General features: G+C 47.2%; 14 protein-coding genes. 10 read left to right on the top strand and 4 right to left on the bottom strand.

Features of this window, described 5'->3' with window-relative positions; translation table 11 throughout:
* Positions 1 to 221 precede the first annotated feature (221 nt).
* Positions 222 to 1,511, bottom strand: a complete 1,290-nt coding sequence (locus ACDC99_RS06120) for an IS1380-like element IS612 family transposase (protein WP_005814044.1) — start codon at positions 1,509 to 1,511, stop codon at positions 222 to 224.
* A 184-nt stretch (positions 1,512 to 1,695) separates the two neighbouring features.
* Between ACDC99_RS06120 and thiL the strand changes: the two genes are divergently transcribed.
* The 8 genes from thiL (at position 1,696) to dapA (ending at position 11,012) form a co-directional block, all read left to right on the top strand.
* Positions 1,696 to 2,763 (top strand): thiamine-phosphate kinase, encoded by a 1,068-nt coding sequence (thiL, locus tag ACDC99_RS06115; protein WP_370756204.1) that lies wholly within the window; start codon positions 1,696 to 1,698, stop codon positions 2,761 to 2,763.
* A gap of 88 nt (positions 2,764 to 2,851) precedes the next feature.
* Positions 2,852 to 4,255, top strand: coding sequence for a threonine/serine exporter family protein (locus tag ACDC99_RS06110; RefSeq protein WP_320875378.1), 1,404 nt, complete (start codon positions 2,852 to 2,854; stop codon positions 4,253 to 4,255).
* Between the two features lie 157 nt (positions 4,256 to 4,412).
* On the top strand, positions 4,413 to 4,685 hold the full coding sequence (locus ACDC99_RS06105) for a co-chaperone GroES (RefSeq protein WP_022315805.1): 273 nt from the start codon (positions 4,413 to 4,415) through the stop codon (positions 4,683 to 4,685).
* A 39-nt stretch (positions 4,686 to 4,724) separates the two neighbouring features.
* Positions 4,725 to 6,353 carry a chaperonin GroEL gene (groL, locus tag ACDC99_RS06100; protein WP_042518963.1) on the top strand — a complete coding sequence of 543 codons (1,629 nt, stop codon included), beginning with the start codon at positions 4,725 to 4,727 and terminating at the stop codon, positions 6,351 to 6,353.
* 303 nt (positions 6,354 to 6,656) lie between these two features.
* Positions 6,657 to 8,192 carry a RapZ C-terminal domain-containing protein gene (locus tag ACDC99_RS06095; RefSeq protein WP_042518965.1) on the top strand — a complete coding sequence of 512 codons (1,536 nt, stop codon included), beginning with the start codon at positions 6,657 to 6,659 and terminating at the stop codon, positions 8,190 to 8,192.
* 115 nt (positions 8,193 to 8,307) lie between these two features.
* Complete coding sequence (truA, locus tag ACDC99_RS06090; RefSeq protein WP_370756202.1) at positions 8,308 to 9,051, top strand: tRNA pseudouridine(38-40) synthase TruA; 744 nt, start codon at positions 8,308 to 8,310, stop codon at positions 9,049 to 9,051.
* A 53-nt stretch (positions 9,052 to 9,104) separates the two neighbouring features.
* Positions 9,105 to 10,022: a DMT family transporter gene (locus tag ACDC99_RS06085; RefSeq protein WP_022316223.1), complete on the top strand. Its 918-nt coding sequence runs from the start codon at positions 9,105 to 9,107 to the stop codon at positions 10,020 to 10,022.
* A 105-nt stretch (positions 10,023 to 10,127) separates the two neighbouring features.
* Positions 10,128 to 11,012: a 4-hydroxy-tetrahydrodipicolinate synthase gene (gene dapA, locus ACDC99_RS06080; RefSeq protein WP_022316224.1), complete on the top strand. Its 885-nt coding sequence runs from the start codon at positions 10,128 to 10,130 to the stop codon at positions 11,010 to 11,012.
* Between the two features lie 597 nt (positions 11,013 to 11,609).
* On the opposite strand, the gene ACDC99_RS06075 is transcribed toward dapA, so the two are convergent.
* A complete protein-coding gene (locus ACDC99_RS06075; protein WP_370756200.1) occupies positions 11,610 to 13,475 on the bottom strand; it encodes a M6 family metalloprotease domain-containing protein in 1,866 nt (621 codons plus the stop codon).
* A gap of 55 nt (positions 13,476 to 13,530) precedes the next feature.
* Positions 13,531 to 14,181, bottom strand: coding sequence for an HD domain-containing protein (locus tag ACDC99_RS06070; RefSeq protein ID WP_288762988.1), 651 nt, complete (start codon positions 14,179 to 14,181; stop codon positions 13,531 to 13,533).
* 249 nt (positions 14,182 to 14,430) lie between these two features.
* On the opposite strand from ACDC99_RS06070, the gene ACDC99_RS06065 reads away from it, so the two are divergent.
* Together ACDC99_RS06065 and ACDC99_RS06060 are read left to right on the top strand one after the other, a co-directional pair.
* Positions 14,431 to 14,961 carry a DUF4494 domain-containing protein gene (locus ACDC99_RS06065; protein WP_022317200.1) on the top strand — a complete coding sequence of 177 codons (531 nt, stop codon included), beginning with the start codon at positions 14,431 to 14,433 and terminating at the stop codon, positions 14,959 to 14,961.
* Between the two features lie 58 nt (positions 14,962 to 15,019).
* Positions 15,020 to 15,694, top strand: a complete 675-nt coding sequence (locus ACDC99_RS06060) for a YggS family pyridoxal phosphate-dependent enzyme (RefSeq protein WP_370756199.1) — start codon at positions 15,020 to 15,022, stop codon at positions 15,692 to 15,694.
* Between the two features lie 388 nt (positions 15,695 to 16,082).
* Here ACDC99_RS06060 and ACDC99_RS06055 read toward each other — a convergent pair whose 3' ends face one another.
* Entirely contained in the window at positions 16,083 to 17,996 is a 1,914-nt protein-coding gene (locus tag ACDC99_RS06055) for a WG repeat-containing protein (RefSeq protein ID WP_370756197.1), read from the bottom strand.
* Positions 17,997 to 18,326: the final 330 nt, after the last annotated feature.

The following is an 18,326-nucleotide window of genomic DNA, read 5'->3' as shown; positions in this document are numbered from 1 at the left end:
TACTTGTCATCTTGTCAACTCGTTTACTCGTCAACTGTATCGCAAGTTTAACCTAAAATCCGCAACTATCATCCAATACACGATTAAGGGTAGATTTATGAGTCGTTAGTAGCAGCTTTCAGTAAAAAGCAACAGCACAACATCAATATGTAGCCACCATCCCCTTACCCCACGATGCGACTTGAGGTAATACGCAGATTCAAACCGGAAAGAAAGGATTCTTATCCGAATTCTGTTTTGAAGGGTTTTGCATAAGCTCGGTTCTCTGTGTAGATATTCAGCACGTATTGCCTTGCAGTCATGATCCACTTGGCAGGTACGGAGATGAATCTGAAGACAAAAGCCTTTATGCGACTCGTTTTCTTGAGCCCAAAAGCCTTGGTGTCAAGCCTGCTCATGATGGTCTTGTAGAAATTGTGTATCAATGCAGTAAGCAGAAGAAAGACAGTATTCTCCGCCATGAATGACTTGGGGAGCCTGCTCCAACCGAATCCGTTGTTCATGTCGTCAAAGATACGTTCCTTGCCGCCACGCAGATTGTAGAATTCAACAATGTCCCTTGTCGATGACTTGTAATCGTTGGTCAGAATACAACGGTAAGTGTATTCGCCTTCCCACAGGTCAAGGTCGCCACTGTTGCGTCTTTGTCTCTGGATGACAAGACGATAGCACTTGCCTTCCCATTTCTCAACGAGAATGGAATTGAGTTCGAACTGGATGCCGTTAATCTCCTCCGTCTTCCATCCTCTCAGAGCAAAGATGTCATTGTAGAGCGAACTGCATCGGTTGGCACGGATGTAGAAATGTTTGCAATGCTTCTCTATCTCACTGACGATTTCCTTCGAGCAGGAACCGCAGTCTGCCCTGAAGCGATTTACACGGATGTTCTGGGATTCCAGAAGAGCGAAGAATCTCTTATGGGTGTCTGCCTGATGAAAACGCACATTCGTGTTACCATCGCTGTTCTCGATATAGACTATCTTGTCACCGATAACATATACGCCAGGCCTGTAGCCGAGGAACTTTTTGTAGGTCGGTTTTGCATCATACTTCTCCGTTTCAAGGAACTGATGGTCAAAGTCAACATCGTATTCCTCAATTTCCTTCAACTCGCCTGTAGAAACCAAAGCGTTTATAAGCAATGTGTTGAGTTTGTCTGCAGTATTGAAATCATAGGTCTTGCCTTGGTCGGAAGTATAGGAGATGTTTTCCTGTGTCAGTTCCTTGATGGCTCTGAGGATGGTATCAGAGCTGCATGTACGAAGGGTAGGATGATACGAGAGATGGCGCATCAGTTGTGACGTTACATCTTCCACGCATGAGCCGCCACAGAAATAAACGCTCATCAGCGAACGGACTATCTCGCTGAACTGATATCCGAAGATACTGCTGCATCTCTGACCCAGTGTTGAGTCGATAACGGGTGAAAGCATGGAGTCAAATTTCTCCATGATTGAAAAAATTCCTCCAAAAGGTGTGAGTTTCTCAGATTTAATTTGTATTTTTGCCATGTCATATTAGAGTTTTGCTTGTTTTCTTTTTGCAACACTAAGATAAGTGAAAATTCTGACATGGCAAAATCCTGGGCAACTTTTTGTTGCTCAGGAACTTATAAATAAAGTTAAATTATAGTGTTGCGGAATTAAGGTTTAATACTTGCGATACCCAAATAATATAAAGAAACAAAAGAAAATAATGACAGATATCTCAAAGCTCGGAGAGTTCGGGCTCATCCATCGTCTTACGGATGGAATAAAGATAAAAAACAGTTCAACGCTGAAAGGTGTAGGCGACGACTGCGCCGTGATGCACTATCCAGACAAGGAGGTGCTTATGACAACCGACATGCTTATGGAGGGAGTGCATTTCGACCTGACATACATCGACCTGCAGCACCTGGGATACAAGGCAGCGATGGTAAACATCAGCGACATCTTCGCCATGGGAGGAACACCAAGGCAGATGACCGTCAGCCTGGCTATAAGCAAGAGGTTCTCGGTGGAAGACATGGAGATGTTTTATAGCGGACTGCTGATGGCGTGTGACAAATGGAACATCGACATCGTGGGAGGCGATACCACTTCGTCATATACAGGCATGGCTATCTCCATCACCTGCATAGGTGAGGCAGACAAAGAAGACATCATATACAGAAACGGAGCCAAGGACACCGACCTCATCTGCGTGTCGGGAGACCTCGGAGCGGCATATATGGGACTGCAGCTGCTGGAGAGAGAAAAGCATGTGTATTATCAGCAGGTGGAAGAGGCAAAGAAGAAAAACGACAAAAATGCCCTGAAGATGCTGACGGACTTCCAGCCCGATTTCGCCGGAAGAGAATATCTGCTGCAGCGACAGCTCAAACCGGAGGCAAGAGGCGACGTGATAGAAAACCTGCGCAAGATGAACATCAAGCCTACGGCGATGATGGACGTGAGCGACGGACTGAGCAGCGAGTTGATGCATATCTGCGAACAGAGCGGATGCGGATGCAGGGTGTATGAGAAAAACATTCCGATAGACTATCAGACGGCTGTCATGGCAGAGGAGATGAACATGAACGTGACCACCTGCGCACTGAACGGAGGAGAGGATTATGAACTGCTCTTCACCGTGCCAATTGGCGACCTGGACAAAGTGAGACAGCTCGACGACGTGAAACTGATAGGAAACATCACGAAGAAAGAATATGGCTTGCAGCTCGTGGCAAGAGACGGAAACGAGTTTGAACTGAAAGCGCAGGGATGGAACCCACTGGCGTGATGGATTAAAGGAAAGGATTTCATAAAGTATATATCGACTAATTACATAAATATAAAGAAGCAGGACTAAGGAACAAGCACAGATCTTCATGGAGGACAGAATATTAAAGGAAAAGAAAATCAGACGCGAACTTGACCTGTTGCTCAGAACCGGTGAAGTGCTCGTGGCAAGTGGAGCTGATACAAATAGAATAATCAGAAACATGCATCGTACGGCAGCATTCCTCGGATTGCCGGAAGAGAATCTGCACATTCATGTGACGTACAATATGCTTCAGGTGAACCTCAGCGATGAGGAACACTCGCTCAGCAAATTCCAACGTTGCGACAGGCATGGCATAAACATGACTGCCATAACGGAAATCAGCCAACTCTCATGGAAGGCAATCAGAGAAGACTATTCTCTCGACAAATATGAGGAGGAGCTTGAGAAGATAAGTGGCAAACCGCGCAACTACACGGTGAATCAGGTGGCTGTGGGAGCGGGATTTGCCTGCGGAGGTTTCTGCATACAGTTCGGCTGCGACTGGACGGCATTCTTCTATGCCTCGATAGCAGCCATCGTGGGATTCAGATTGAGAGCCTATCTCAACGAGAAAGGGTCTAACGGATATGTGAACATCGGAATTGCCGCATTCGTATCAACGCTCCTCGCATGGCTCTCGACATTTATATCGACACCGGCTGTAGCACAGTATCTGCCAGAATGGCTGTATGCCATCTTGCATACCGACACACCGTGGCATCCGCTCATGGCATGCGCATTGTTCATTGTGCCAGGCGTACCGCTGATAAACTTCGTGTCGGATATGATAGAAAGCCATATCCAGATGGGACTCAGCAGAGCCATCAACACGCTGCTTATGGTCACGGCGATGTCGTTCGGAATATCAATGGCGATTACGGTGTGTGGAGTGGACAACTTTGTGAAAGACCTCAGCATGACGCCACACAACACATACATCAGCTATTCTATAGCGGCAGCAATATCGGCAATGGGATTCTCAATGATTTTCAACATACCGAAGAGGCTGCTTTGGGTAGTTGCCATAGGAGGTATCATCGCTGTATGTACGAGAAACTTCGTGAATCTCGGAGCGAGCAACAACAACGTAGGACTCGACCAGGGACCTATCATGGCATCGCTTGTAGGATCGACGCTTATCAGCATCATTGCCGTGAAGTTCGTGCATGTGTTCCATGCGCCACATCAGTGTCTCGCCATTCCGAGTGTCATACCGATGGTGCCGGGAGTGCTTATGTATCGTGCGCTTTTCGCACTTATAGAGATGCAGGGCGTGGTGGGAGAACTTACAGAGGCGTTCTCTAATGCAGTGAAGGCGTCGCTCATAATCCTGTGCATCGCCATTGGTGTAGCCATTCCGAACATCTATGCGCGCCGCTGGCTGATGCCGATGAGGAAGCATAAGCTGAACCAGCTTATTGCGCAACGCCGCGAGAAACGTATTTTCGAAGGACTTGATCCGGAATAAACAGAAACAAACAACAAGATGTGACAATAAGTCACGTCTGTGGTGTGCCAAAATGTCGTATGGACGTTTTGGCACACTATTCGTATATGGACCGGTGAACGCTCGCAAATGGATTGCAGCGGAAATTAATAGTATAAACAATTAAATACATACAATTATGAATATCAAACCATTAGCAGACAGAGTTTTAATCGTACCTGCTCCAGCAGAGGAGAAGGTTGGTGGTATCATTATCCCAGACACTGCAAAGGAGAAACCTCTTCATGGAAAAGTCGTTGCCGTAGGTCATGGCACCAAGGACGAGGAAATGATTCTGAAAGAGGGTGACGAGGTGCTCTACGGAAAGTATTCCGGCACAGAGCTCGAGTTTGAGGGCGAGAAGTATCTCATGATGCGCCAGAGCGATGTACTCGCTGTATTGACAAAATAATTAGTATAGAACAACAATTTAATTAAAAGGATTACAATCATGGCAAAAGAAATAAAGTTTGATGTAGATGCCCGCGAGATGTTGAAGCAGGGCGTAGACCAGTTGGCTAACGCCGTAAAGGTTACACTCGGTCCTAAGGGCCGCAACGTTGTCATCGAGAAGAAGTTCGGTGCTCCACAGATTACCAAGGACGGTGTTACCGTAGCCAAGGAGGTAGAGCTTGAGAACCGTTTCGAGAATACCGGTGCACAACTCGTGAAGAGCGTGGCAAGCAAGACTGGCGATGACGCCGGTGACGGTACTACTACAGCTACCATCCTCACACAGGCTATCGTGAACGAGGGCTTGAAGAACGTTACTGCCGGTGCCAACCCAATGGACTTGAAGCGTGGTATCGACAAGGCTGTAAAGGCAGTCGTTGCTTACATCAAGGAGAATGCTGAGATTGTTGACGACAACTACGACAAGATTGAGCAGGTGGCTACTGTCAGCGCCAATAACGACCCGGAAATCGGTAAGCTCATCGCCGATGCTATGCGCAAGGTGAGCAAGGATGGTGTTATCACCATCGAGGAGAGCAAGAGCCGCGACACATATATCAATGTGGTTGAGGGTATGCAGTTCGACCGTGGTTACCTGAGCGGATATTTCGTTACAGACTCTGACAAGATGGAGTGTGTGATGGAGAACCCATACATCCTTATCTACGACAAGAAGATCAGCAATATCAAGGATTTCCTGCCTATCCTGCAGCCAGCAGCCGAGAGCGGACGCCCATTGTTGGTAATCGCTGAGGATGTTGATTCAGAGGCTCTTACCACATTGGTTGTCAACCGTCTGCGTGGCGGCTTGAAGATCTGTGCTGTAAAGGCTCCTGGTTTCGGCGACCGTCGCAAGGCAATGCTCGAGGATATCGCAGTATTGACAGGTGGCGTTGTTATCAGCGAGGAGAAGGGCTTGAAGCTTGAGCAGGCTACTCTCGAGATGCTGGGTACTTGCGACAAGGTGACTGTTTCCAAGGACAACACCACAATCGTGAACGGTGCCGGAGAGAAAAAAAACATCGCCGACCGTATCGCTCAGATCAAGAATGAAATCGCAAACACTACAAGTACTTATGACAAGGAGAAACTGCAGGAGCGTCTCGCCAAGATGTCTGGTGGCGTAGCTGTGCTCTATGTCGGTGCAAACAGCGAGGTTGAGATGAAGGAGAAGAAGGATCGTGTTGACGATGCACTCTGCGCTACACGTGCCGCAATCGAGGAAGGTGTAGTAGTAGGTGGTGGTACCACATACATCCGTTCTCTCGGCGTGCTCAAAGACATAAAGGGTGAGAATGCTGATGAGCAGACAGGTATCAACATCGTTGAGCGTGCCATCGAGGAGCCTCTCCGTCAGATCGTGCGCAACGCCGGTGGCGAAGGTGCTGTAGTAGTACAGAAGGTTCGCGAAGGCGAGGGTGACTTCGGTTACAATGCCCGCAAGGATGTTTATGAAGATCTGCGTGTAGCGGGAGTTATCGATCCTGCCAAGGTGGCTCGTGTAGCTCTTGAGAATGCAGCATCAATCGCAGGTATGTTCCTCACGACTGAATGTCTCATCGTTGACAAGCCAGAGGAGAAGCCTCAGATGCCAATGGGAAACCCTGGAATGGGCGGTATGATGTAAAAAATGACAAGTTAAGATAACAAAAGAGGGAGCCGGTTTGTGTGCTGGCTCCCTTTTTTGTTCCTTTTATCACTAATTTATAATTTTCTTGTCAAATAATTTGGCAGTGATGAAAGTTATTCATAATTTTGTGGCGTAAATAAAAGAAGAATATATTAGCATAATAATATAACATTATTTTTTGATTTGTTTTAGTAGATTAGTTTTTAAGTAGTTTGTTTTTGAAAATCGGTTGTCGTGAGACATCCGATTTTTTTTGTATCTATATATTTGTATGTAGAATTATTTGCGTACTTTTGCATCATGGAAAAGCTCATAGAACTTTATGCAGGATGGTCGGGTGAGAAGCCCGCCAAAACGGAGAAGATTGCGGGAGCTGGCAGCAACCGTGAGTATTACAGATTTACGGATGCGGCAGGCAAGACTGTAATAGGAGTCATTGGAACAAGTCGCGACGAGAACCACGCCTTCATATATCTTGCCGAACATTTTAACTCGATGAAACTTCCGGTGCCTACCGTTCTTTGTGTGTCGGATGATGAGCTGCGCTATCTGCAGACCGACCTTGGCGGCACTTCGCTCTACGATGCTCTCAAGGCAGGACGGGATGCAGGTGGACGCTATACACGGAAAGAGAAGCAGTTGCTCGTGAACACCATACGAGAGTTGCCGGCTATACAGATGCAGGGAGCTGTGGGGCTGGACTGGAGCAATTGTTATCCGCAGCCTGAGTTTAACCAGGACAGTGTGCTCTTCGATCTCAATTACTTCAAGTATTGTTTTCTGAAACCTACAGACCTCGACTTCCATGAGCTGAAGCTTGAGGCAAATTTCAGACTCTTTGCCAAAGACCTGACATCAGAAAACACCGACTCTTTCCTCTATCGTGATTTTCAGGCACGCAACATAATGCTCGATGATGCCGGCAATCCATATTTTATAGATTTCCAAGGCGGCAGGAAAGGACCTTTCTATTATGACATCGCCTCCTTTCTCTGGCAGGCATCTGCGAAATATCCGCATAAGCTGCGACGCGAACTGATATATGAGTATTATCATTCGCTGAAGAATTATACTGAAGTTCCTTCGGTGAGGCATTTCGTGGAGAGATTGTCACTCTTCGTGTTGTTCCGCACGCTGCAAGTGCTCGGCGCATACGGTTTCCGCGGATATTTCGAACGTAAGAAATATTTCATCGACAGTATTCCTGCGGCTATGCAGAACCTGAGAGAACTGTTGGAACTCGACGTGTTCCACTATCCATATATGATAGACATGCTGAAGCGTCTCACACAGTTGCCGCAGTTTGCTCCCAAGGAAGAACCGCGCCAGAGTCGCACTGACGGACTCAAGACCGATGACGCTTCTATCTTCAAGGGACATCCGCAGGATGGTCCTGCCACATTCTCGAAGTATGACGGCAGGGGACCTCTCGTCGTAAGGGTATTCAGCTTTTCATTCCGCAAGGGCATTCCGGAAGATGAGTCAGGCAACGGCGGTGGTTATGTGTTTGACTGTCGCAGCACCCATAACCCCGGTCGTTATGAGCCATACAAGAAATTGACAGGGCTCGATGAACCGGTAATCCGATTCCTGGAGGACGACGGTGAGATACTGACATTCCTCGACAGCGTGTATAAGTTGGCAGACGCTCATGTGGCTCGCTATATGCAGCGCGGCTTCACCGACCTGATGTTCAGTTTTGGTTGCACAGGCGGTCAGCATCGCAGTGTGTATTCTGCACAACACCTTGCCGAGCATCTCAACCAGAAGTTCGGAATAGAAGTGAGGGTGGTGCATAGAGAGCAGAATATCTCACAGGTGTTGGAGAGAAGATAAATGACAAGTAGACGAGTAGACAAGTAGACGAGTAGACAAGTAGACGAGTAGACAAGTAGACAAGGCTCATTCCATGTCGTATCGTTCTCGTAATCTTTATAATATAAAAACTTTCATGCAAAGATATTTCATTTATTTGAGTTATGACGGCACCTCATATCACGGTTGGCAGGTGCAGCCCAATGGCAATTCTGTTCAGGAGGAGCTGCAGCGTGCCCTCTCGACATTGCTTCGCGAGAAGAAGGAAGTGGTGGGAGCCGGTAGAACCGATGCCGGTGTGCATGCCCGTGTGATGGTAGCACATTTCGAGCATGACGCATCCGTTGATTGTCCCCAACTCGCATACAAGCTCAACAGACTGCTGCCGCGCGACATCTCCGTGATGAAGGTCATTCCGGTGGATGCTGATATGCATGCACGTTTCAGTGCCACGAAGCGCACCTACCATTATTATATACACATGCGTAAAGATCCATTCTATCGCTTCTTCTCGTGTGAGACACATTACGACCTCGACTTCACATTGATGAACAAGGCAGCTTCGCTGTTGCTTTCGGCTTCCGACTTTGCTGCATTCTGCAAGACACATACCGATGTGAAGACCACTATATGCAGGGTGACAAGAGCCGAATGGGTGGACGACGGCTGTGGCTGTTGGCATTTCGTCATATCTGCCGACAGGTTCTTGCGTAATATGGTGAGAGCCGTAGTCGGTACGCTCATCGAGGTGGGGCGCCATCGCATGACTCTGGAACAGTTTCAGAGCGTGATAGAAGGCAAAAACCGCTGCAAGGCAGGCGAGAGCATGCCAGGCAATGCTCTCTTTCTTGAAGACGTGAAGTATCCTTTTGATGAGTAAGAAGATGAACCGTCAACTGGTCTACAATAAACAATAAAAAAATATATATAATCATGTGGCTGATATTAGCATTCTTATCAGCGACGCTTCTCGGATTCTATGACTCCTTCAAGAAGCAGTCGCTGCGCGACAATGCTGTAATTCCGGTATTGTTTCTCAACACGTTGTTTTCATCATTGATTTTCCTGCCGTTCATCCTCTTGTCGTCAAGCACTACGGTGCTCGACGGGTCGATATTCCATGTGGCATCCGGAGGATGGGAGGTCCACAAATATATAATCGGCAAGAGCTTTATCGTATTGTCCTCCTGGATATTCGGATATTTCGGTATGAAGCATCTGCCGCTTACTATCGTCGGACCAATCAATGCCACCCGTCCTGTAATGGTATTGGTGGGAGCCTTGCTCGTCTTTGGCGAACGGCTCAACGTTTATCAGTGGATTGGTGTGGCGCTGGCTGTCGCATCCTTTTTCATGCTCAGCAGAAGCGGCAAGAAGGAGGGCATCGACTTCAAACACGACAAGTGGATATATTTCATCATCCTTGCCGCTGTGCTCGGTGCTGTCAGCGGACTCTACGACAAATACCTCATGGCACCGCAAGATAAAGGTGGAGTGGGGCTCAACAGTATGATGGTGCAGAGCTGGTACAACATCTATCAGTGCTTCATGATGCTCGTTATGATGCTCGTGTTGTGGTATCCCAAGCGCAACACCACTACGCCCTTCCGCTGGCATTGGGGAATCATCTTCATCAGCATCTTCCTCAGTGCGGCAGATTTCGTATATTTCTATGCCCTCAGTTTCCCTGATGCCATGATAAGTATCGTGTCGATGGTGCGCAGAGGCAGTGTGATAGTATCGTTCCTTTTCGGTGCCGTGTTGCTTCATGAAAAGAATCTCAAGAGCAAGATGGTAGACCTTCTTCTTGTGCTTTTGGGTATGGTATTCTTATATATAGGCAGCAAATAATCTCGTGATGTTGCCGAATTTGAATTTTAGGGCGCAAAATGTTTTGCAAATAACGTATAAAATAGTACATTTGCAATAGAATATTAATATGAAATCATAACCATTATGTCTCAAAACATATTCAAGGGCCTCGGAATAGCCCTTATAACGCCCTTTAATGCGTCTGGCGCTGTAGATTATGTAGTACTCAAGCAGCTGGTGGAATATCAGTTGAAAAATGGCGCAGATTTCTTTTGCATCCTCGCCACCACAGGCGAGACCCCGACTCTGACAGATGACGAGAAGCAGAGGATCAAGGAACTTGTAGTAGAAGTAGTGGCAGGCAGAGTGCCGATTCTCATGGGATGTGGCGGAAACAATACTGCAGCCATCGTTGAGGAACTCCATACGCGCGATTTCTCAGGTATCGATGGAATATTGAGCGTTTGCCCTTATTACAACAAGCCTTCGCAGGAAGGACTATACCAGCATTTCAAGACCATTGCCAATGCCACAGACATGAAAGTGGTGCTCTATAACGTTCCTGGCAGAACGGGTGTCAACATGAAGGCGGAAACTACTGTTCGTCTGGCTCGCGACTGCAAGAACATTGTCGCCGTGAAAGAGGCGAGTGGCAATCTGGAGCAGGTGGACGAGATTATAAAGAACAAGCCCGACACCTTTGATGTTATCAGCGGTGACGATGCTTTGACATTCCCGATGATAGCCTGTGGAGCGGTTGGTGTAATCTCCGTAATCGGCAATGCTTTGCCCAAGGAGTTCTCACGTATGTTGAGGCTGGAGCAGAATGGAGAGTTTGAGCCGGCACGCAAGATACACCACATGTTTACCGATCTCTTCAATCTCCTGTTCGTGGACGGTAATCCTGCCGGTGTGAAGGCGATGCTCCATGAGATGGGAATGATAGAGAATGTGTTGCGTCTTCCTCTTGTGCCGACGCGTCTCACCACGATGCAGAAAATCAGTGAGTGTCTGAAGTTCAGACTCTGAACAACATATTTTGAATCTTTGGTTTAGATCATTGAATAAGTTCCTTAGGTTGGGTCTCATTTGTTGGGATTCAGCCTATTTTCATATTCGGCAGCATACTATTATAAGAATAGAAGGTCAGCCATTATGTAGCTTGCAATAGTCTTACCTGACTGTAATGAACAAGACATAATCCAAGCAAGCCCTAATGACCGATTGGGCTTAAACCCAAAACGGTCATTAGGCCGTTAAAGGTATATTTTTGATAACTGCTTGCAGTCTTTTGTTTTTTATAAGGTGCCTTTTGCCTGTTTTTAATTCGCAATAGCTCGCTATTACTCATTAAAAGCCAAACAAAAACCACTCTTCTAAAAATTCAAAATCCAAGCAAGCCCTAATGACCGATTGGGTTTTAAAAAAAACAAAAGCGCCCTGAAAGGATAAAGCCAGAAGAAAGATTCTGGCTTTTAGCCTTTCAGGGCGCAATATTGTTGAAGTCTGTGTGCCGTTAGTCATCGTAGACATTGTTAGTCATCGTAGACATTGTCAGTTGCCATTTGCAATGCTTGTCATCATTGGCAACATGCGGCACAAGGCGGGATGTCGTCGGGATAACCGTTAGTTGTTTATCACCTTCTTGCCGTTGCGGATGTATATACCCTTTGGCAGACTGTTGATGTCGTTGCCCATATATGTTCCGCTGATAGAGTATACACGGCTGTCAGTTGTCTTGTTTACAGTCACCTCGTTGATACCGTCAACAGGTTCGCCGCCGCCCATGAACTTGAATGACACGATGCCCTTCTCCGTATCGTTAGTGATGTCGGTGATAGGTTTGCCCATTGTCTCTCCATTGTATGTCCATGCCTTCATAGGCTGTGAGTCGTCGGTCAGCGATGTAGCGTTCGATGTGCCAGGGAAGAGGTCGCCGGCAGCCTCAGCCTTATAGTCTTCGATGCTGAATACTTGTCCGCCGTATTTTGCCACGAGGTCAGCGTTGTGCTCCTTCAGGAATGTGATGTAGCTGTCCTCGATGGTAGAACCGAGGAAGTATTCAGGAACGAACATACCGTCGGCAGCCATGACATGCATGCGTGGATGACCTCCAGTGTTGTTCACCTTGCATCCTCCGAGTGAGAACTGGCTTGAGAGATAGTCAACGTGGGTCACCATCAGTCCGTTGCCGAACAGGTTCTTGTTCCAACCATTGTTCTGCACGTTCTCCACGATATAATACTCGTGGCCCGTCTCGTCCTTGTCGTTATAGATGCGGAATGCTGCGCCACCCTCGTCAAGCGATTTCAGTTCCACGTTTGAAGGACCGGTCAGTGTGCCGATTTCCATCCATCCCAGACGCTCGCGCTCCCATGCTGTGTAAGCAGTAGGGCGGTATCCGTTCGCTGTATATTCTCCGGCATCCATCAGGCTCCAGTAGTCCATATTCTGGTTTATGCAAGCCTCTGCAATTGAACCCGATTTCGGATATAGGTCAGGCAGTCCCATGCAGTGTGAGAACTCATGGCAGAAAAGTCCGATGCCGTTTATTATCGGTCCATTCGCCTGGTCAGCCGGTGTGCCGTTCAGCTCGTTGTTCACGCCATAGCGCTTCACGTCCATTCCGTCAAACGATTTTGCCAGTGAGAGATAACCCGATTTCGGGTGTATGCAGTCGGTAGAGTTTCCGGCGATACTCTGTGAGAATCCGGCGTAGATGATGTAGATGAGGTCGATATTACCGTCGTCGTTAGAGTCATATTGGGTGAAGTCCACCTCGTCGTCAACAGCTGTGCAGGCGTCGGTGAGCAGCAGTCCCATATTCTCCTGTGATGAATATCCCGCTCCGTATGTTGCGAGAGGTTTGCCAAGGTTCACAGGACCATACACTTCAAATTCCGGCTCGAATTTTCCGAAGCTCATGTCTTTGAAATACTTAGCCACGCCGGCATAGTTCTGTCCCATCTCCGGGTCGGTCTCCTTGTTGAAAAGTTCTTTGCCGTTGAGATATTTGTCGAAGGTAGCCTTAGGATTCTCCACGCTGAATTCCACGTCGCTGAATTCCACGAGGATTACCGGTATCTTGTGTTTGCCGAGCGAAGGCAGCAAAGAATTGTCCGGTGTCATAGGCTCACGTCTCACCTTGTTTGCCTTTGCCTGTGTCTCCATCGAATTGTAGAAAGCCTTGGCATTCTGCGCTTTGATGGCAGAGATTTCCTTTATCGTTCGCATGCTTGGCTCGTGGGCGAGCACTCCGGTTGAATACAGAGTGCCGTCGGCTTTCACGCCGGCGATATAGAAGTTTGTGCCTTCCTGATAGAGCAGTGTGCCGTCAGAAGCGAGGAAATAGCTCAAGTCCTCGTCTCCGTAGGCTCTAACGGTTATAGTCGTTCCGTCAGCCTGCTTGATGATATTGATTCCAGGCTTCATTTTCACTGCCCCTGCTGTCATTGCGGCAAACAGAAGTCCGAATAGTAATTTCTTTCTCATTGTGCAGTATTAATAATATTGAAGTTAATATCGTTAAGATTAAGATGGCCGAAGGTTATTGTTCAGCCTCGTTTCCGTTCAGTTCGTTGAAAATCCTGTCGAACAAAGCCCTGAGAGCTGTCCGGTTGTTGATATAATCCCTTATCACCTTCAGGTTCTTTTCGTTTTCGCTCCCCGGAATCCATAGTTTTATGTATCCCGTATTGGAGTATTTGTTGTCGAGATGTTCCGTAAACCTGTCCCATTGCTGCTCCATGCTCATCTCCGGATAGTGGTCGCGTCCGTAGAGTATCGTGCGTCTGAACACGGTGTCGGGTTCGAGTTCCCTGTCAGCCTCAGCCACAATCTTGCCGTAGATGCTTCTTGGAGCGTGTGATGCCGAAGCCCTGTGGTCTTCCACTGCCTCCTTCATAATTTTCATCTGTTCGGCAGAGAACCATTTCTTCAGTCTTGTGTCTGAAATCAGTATTTTCCCGCTCGTCAGGTGGTGTATAGCTCTCGGTCCCTCCAGTCCCAGGTCGTGGTAAGCCGCCGTGACATAAGCCATGTTGATGTCGGCACCGATTTTCCTGGCCAGAGCCAGCGACTGTTTGATGACATGGTTGACGTGGTTCAGACGATGGGCCTGGTCGAAATTGGCATATCTCGGTAGAATCTGTGTCTCGACAAACTCCATCAGGTCCAAACTTACATTAATGTCTATCATGCAAAAGTAGTTCTTATTTTTTTGCAAATATACGATTTAATGTTTATTTTTGCAAGCCATTGGCGGTTTTAACACATTTGAACCCCCATATCGGCAAAAAGATTGAGCAGATGAATGATACGACAGTAAGAACTAACTCCCTACGTACTTGGTTGTGTCCTGTAGAGATTGTCGGAGAGATGGTATGGAGAGCTGGATAGAATTAAGAACAAGAATATAAAGGAAAATAATCGATAAAACTATAGAATTATGAGAACAAGAACTTCAACATGGTTTGAGTGCAAGATCCGTTACGACAAGATGATGGAGGATGGAATGCAGAAAAAGATTACCGAGCTCTACGTTGTAGACGCTCTCAGCTTCACGGAGGCAGAGTCGTCTATCATCGACGAGATGTCGGCTTATATAAGCGGTGAGTTTGAGGTGCGCGACATAAAGAAGGCGCCTTACGGAGAGATTTTCTTCAGCGAGGATGCATCCGCCGACCGTTTTTTCAAGGCAAAGCTCCAGTTTATCACTATCGACGAAAAGACAGAGAAGGAGAAGCGCAGCAACGTGAACTACCTCGTTCATGCCAACACTTTCAACCAGGCAGTTGCCAACATAGACAAGGTTATGGGAACTACAGCTATCGACTATGTAATAGCTTCTGTTGCCGAGACACAGATAATGGACGTCTTCGAGCATAACTCAGCCGCCAAACTGAAGAAAGAGGAGCCCAACGACGTTCCGGAATACGAGCAGCAGCCGGCTGCCGAAGGCGGGGCAACGGCAGAATAAGGTGCGGTGATAGATAGCAGAGTCAGGAAATCTTATTTTCAACTAAAATTATATTACCATGGATTATGATGTAGCAGGCAAACTGCGCGAAGTTAAGAGCAACATTCCCGAGGGAGTGACTCTCGTTGCCGTGAGCAAGTTTCATCCCAACGAGTATATAGAGGCAGCATACGCCGAGGGACAGAGGGTGTTTGGCGAGAGCCACGAACAGGAACTCTCAAAGAAGTATGACACGCTGCCCAAGGATATTCAATGGCATTTCATCGGACATCTGCAGACCAACAAGGTGAAGTATATCGCACCGTATATCTCTATGGTGGATGCCGTGGATTCGCTCAAGCTGCTCAAGGAAATCAACAAGCAGGCTGCAAAGCACGACCGCGTGATCGATGTGCTTCTCGAACTGCATATCGCACAGGAGGCGACGAAATACGGACTGACGATTGACGCCTGCCGCCAGCTTCTCGACGATGGTGAATGGCGGAATCTTAATAACGTGCGTATCTGTGGACTGATGATGATGGCATCGAATACCGATGACGAGAACCAGATACGCTCAGAGTTCATGCAGGCTGCCGACTTCTTCGATGAGGTGAAGGCAAAGTATTTTGCCGACTCTGCGGCTTTCTGTCTGCGTTCCTGGGGAATGAGCCACGACTACAAGATTGCCGTGGAATGCAGAAGCACTATGGTGCGCGTTGGCACTACCATCTTCGGACCGAGAGTATATTGATGATGAAGCAATGCTTTAACCCAAATCGGTCGTTAGGGCTTGCTTGAATTTTGATTTTTAGAAGAGTGGATTTTGTTTGGCTTTTAAAATGAGTAATAGCAAGCTATTGCGAATTAAAAACGGACAAAAGACGCCTTATAAAAAGCAAAAGACTGCAAGTAGTTATAAAATATCACATTTAACGGCCTAATGACCGATTTGGGTTTAATCTCAATGGGGTATTATCCCGTTTGGAGTTAATGCGACTTATGCGATAATCTCCAGATTCGTGATTATGATAAAATCGACTTTCCAACCGGTATGACAGCCTGCCGGGAAAGTCGATTTCATTTTGGGTTTAACCCCAATTGGTCATTAGGGCTTAACGTTCTGATAACCGATATGGGGTTTAATCGTATGCGTCAGGTTCAGGCTCCTGGATGTCGTCCGTGTTTCCGTAGGAATTGTCGCCTGCTTCACCGTTGTCGTAGCCTGTGGCGGTTTCTTCATCTGTCGGCATGTCGATATCCTGGTTTTCTCCATCCGCCCTCTCTTCGTCCGGGGTTAACGAGAGATTCTCTCTTACGCCATCGTATTCATGGATGCTCAGGCTCTCTGGCGAACCGATGTCGCCCCATTCCATTACGATTTCTTTCGGTTGCATGTATATTAGGGCGGTCCTGTTGTTGTCCAGCGCCACTACCATCGCCCCGCTGTTCTCCTTCACCACGCGCCCCGCTTTTCTCATGCGTTTCTTCAATTCCTGCAGCATTCTGTCCAGTTTGCCTTTCATCGTGACATCGTTGGAGAATTTCAGTCGGAACGATTTGACTTTCACATCGTTCCACATGTAGCCCACTTTCCTGCCGTTGTCTTCATCACACCATTCAACGTTGTAGCAGCCCTGTCCGTCGCTGACGCTATAGCTTATGTTGCCGTAGAAGTTTATTTCTACAGAGAGATAGACATTGTCTGTCATCCTGTCGTAGCTTATTTTAGACTTGTCCTTAAACCAGAATGCAGAAGTGCCAGGGTGTTTCTCGTCGCCATATTGATACAGGAATTTCGACAGCGCCTTCACGGCAGTCTCAGGAGTTGACTCGAATGACACCCCTTCCATTCCGTTTTGGTTCACATTCAGTTTGTCGAGCAGCTGCGGTATGTCCAGATAGTTACATTCCACGGCATCATCTCCCATCATGTTTTCAGCGTGTACCATCTTGGGCAGATTTGCCAGGTTTTCGTATTGTTCATCAATTATCGAATAGCTCCTGTCCGTCCTCATCACCAGGGCATGCTTGTTGTCGAGTTCTTCAAATCCACACGCCCCGCGATAAGGTTCTTTGTTCAGATGGTTGCCGTTTGTGTCAACAAACCACATGCCTCCTTTGTCCTCGTCCCAGTTATATGCCGTCAGCCTGTTGTCTCCGTCAAACGACAGGTAGTTGTATTTCGGTTTTATCAGCGTCTTGCCTTCCAGAGACATCAGTCCCCATCCGCCCTCTGAGTAATATGTGAACATACCGTTTCTTATTTGTTCGATGCCCGTTATCTTTTCGTCCGGTTTTATCACCACTTCCTGTTTTTCGTTGATGATGCCCCATATTTCCGTATCCGAATCCTTCTTCTTTACACACACCGGCAGCAAGCCTTCTTTGAATTTGCCCACCAGGTTGTATTCGCTGCCGTCTATCTCGAACAGTATCTCCCCTTTGGTGTTCAGGACAGTATATTTGAGCTTGTCGTAACAGAAGCTTGTGTATTCCGTCTTGTATTTCTTGTCGATGGCGATGAACTTGCCGTCGCTGCAGTCCATTATGGCGCAGTAGTTGCATGGTATTACGGAGTTTCCGTCCATGTCAATCACTCCGTAGTCCTCTCCGGCTATGTATTTTGCGTAGCCTTCCTGGAATCGGAATACGGTATTGACTCTCTTTCCGTCGATCTCATCCAGAGTCTTTATCGTTTTTCCTTCAGTGTCTATGATGGTGATGTATTTGTCCTTCTCGCATACTATAGCCCTGCCGTTGCTGAAGATTGTGGCGCCGGTATATTCAGAGCCAATCTTTTCCGGTTTCTTCTCCGCCTTGTATATTTCCCATAGGTTGGCTTCGTTTTTCACCAGGAACACACCGTTTCTCACCACGGTAGGTTGGTTTTTGAACTCTTGTGAGAACAGCACTTCTCCATCGGTTGTTATCATTCCCCACTTCCCTTTGTCCGTTTCCATATAAGGGAATGCCGTCACGTAGTCGTTGGTTTCCTTGTTGCATGATGAGAGTATCATCACCATGAACAGCAGTAAAGGTGTCAGTCTATTCATAACAGATTTTTTTGTCGTTATTGTTTTCGTGATATTATCTTTTTTATGTGTCTTTGCCATGCGATGAACGGATTGTTGCTTTCTTTTTTTGCAAAGATAGGTGTGGTGGGCAGATAAATAAATGGCATTTTCTTCCAAAAAACTTGCAAATCCTCTCAAAAAGCATGTAAATCGTTGGATTCCCTAAAATGTTACATGAAATGTTACAACAATAAGTATAAGCGTTCTTTTTGTGTTGATGTCTTGTGTGCAGGGTGCTAACAAGGTGGTTGCAGGTTTCAGTATGTCTGGTTAGCGTGATGGAGTCTGTTCAGGGTTGTCCTTGGTGCA

It is taken from the genome of Prevotella pectinovora (genome assembly GCF_041323955.1).
Taxonomy (GTDB): Bacteria; Bacteroidota; Bacteroidia; order Bacteroidales; family Bacteroidaceae; genus Prevotella; species Prevotella pectinovora.
Note: the sequence above shows the minus strand (reverse complement) of the source record. Positions and strands in the feature narration are given on the sequence as shown.